The organism is Vibrio makurazakiensis, from assembly GCF_050337375.1.
Lineage (GTDB): Bacteria > Pseudomonadota > Gammaproteobacteria > Enterobacterales > Vibrionaceae > Vibrio > Vibrio makurazakiensis.
Window position 1 is genome coordinate 1 of sequence record NZ_JAKJSW010000404.1, and the last position, 1,968, is coordinate 1,968.

The 1,968-nt window shown below is 43.2% G+C and carries 1 protein-coding gene; it reads right to left on the reverse strand.

The window, feature by feature from the left end:
* On the reverse strand, window positions 1–1,968 hold a 1,968-nt coding region (locus tag L4C33_RS21935), incomplete at both ends, for an NADP-dependent isocitrate dehydrogenase (RefSeq protein WP_428814501.1).

Here is a 1,968-nt window from a genome sequence, read left to right on the forward strand (position 1 = left end):
GTGACTACCACGGTTATCTAACTCACCGACTTTACGTGAAGGTGATTTGTTCTCGTCTAGGAACTCACCTGTCGCTTTGTCTAGCGCGTCAGCCAACACCTTCGCTTTAGCGTTACCAGTAACGACGCTTAAATGCTCAAGAGAAGCAGCCAGAGCCAAGAATTCACCTAAAGAGTCCCAACGTAAGTGATTTTCTTTTTCAACTTGTTGAACGTGCTTAGGTGCAGAACCACCCGCGCCCGTTTCAAATAAGCCACCACCGTTCATAAGAGGTACGATTGATAGCATTTTAGCTGAAGTGCCAAGCTCAAGAATTGGGAATAGGTCAGTTAGGTAGTCGCGTAGTACGTTACCTGTTACAGAAATCGTGTCTTTACCTTCTTTAATACGGTCTAGTGAAAACTTAGTAGCTTCTAGCGGTGCTAGGATCTTAAGTTCTAAGCCATCGGTATTATGTTCTGGTAGGTACGCTTCTACTTTCTTAATCAATTGCGCGTCGTGTGAACGAGAGCTGTCTAGCCAAAATACCGCAGGAGTATCCGAAGCACGGGCACGAGTTACGGCCAACTTAACCCAGTCTTGGATTGGTGCGTCTTTCACCTGACACATACGGAAAATATCGCCTTCTTCCACGCTTTGCTCTAGCAGTACTGCACCAGAAGCATCAACTACTTGAACTTTACCAGCAGTGTCTAGGATAAACGTTTTGTCATGTGAACCGTATTCTTCTGCTTTCTGAGCCATTAGGCCAACGTTCGGAACACTACCCATTGTTGTCGGATCAAATGCGCCATTTTCTTTACAGAACTCAATAACCGCTTGATAGATGCTTGCGTAGCTACGATCTGGGATCATTGCTTTAGTGTCTTGTTGCTTGCCATCTGGACCCCACATTTGACCAGAAGAACGAAGCATTGCAGGCATAGATGCATCAACAATGATATCACTTGGTACGTGAAGGTTAGTGATACCGCGATCTGAATCAACCATAGCTAGCGGTGGCTGAGTTGCATAAACAGCTTGAAGTGCCGCTTCAATTTCTTCTTTTTTCGCTTGTGGCAAAGAAGCAATTTTTGCGTATACATCACCGATACCGTTATTTACATCAACACCTAGCTCGTCGAACAATTCACCGTATTTAGCAAAAACGTCTTTATAATAAACTTTAACTGCATGACCAAAGATTACTGGGTCAGAAACCTTCATCATAGTTGCTTTCATGTGAAGAGATAAAAGCACGCCTTGCTCTTTCGCTGATTCAATTTCTTTTTCAAAGAATGCAACTAGCGCTGCTTTGTTCATTACCGACGTATCGATGATTTCTTTGTCTAAAAGAGGGAAAGCTGGCTTAAGTGTTTTCGTTGAACCATCAGCAGCAGTGAACTCAATGCTCACTTCTTTAGCACCTTCAACAGTTAGCGATTTTTCACTACCGAAGAAGTCTTTGTCGTCCATGCTTGATACATGAGATTTTGAATCAGAAGCCCATGCACCCATTGAATGTGGGTTTTTCTTTGCGTAGTTTTTAACAGAAAGGGGCGCACGACGGTCAGAGTTACCTTCACGTAACACTGGGTTTACTGCACTACCCTTAATTTTGTCGTACGTTGCTTTAATTGATTTCTCTTCGTAAGCATTTGCTTCTTCAGGGTAGTTAGGTAAAGCGTAACCTTTGTCTTGAAGCTCTTTAATTGCCGCTTGTAGTTGAGGAACTGAAGCTGAAATGTTTGGAAGCTTAATGATGTTTGCTTCTGGGGTCTTAGCAAGTTCACCTAGTTCAGCAAGAGCATCACCAATGCGTTGGTCTTCTTTCAAATGTTCAGGGAAGCTAGAAATAATACGCCCTGCTAATGAAATGTCGCGAGTTTCAACGTTAATACCAGAAGACGCAGTAAATGACTGAATAATTGGCAGCAATGAATAGGTTGCTAGCGCTGGTGCTTCGTCTGTAATGGTATAGATGATGGT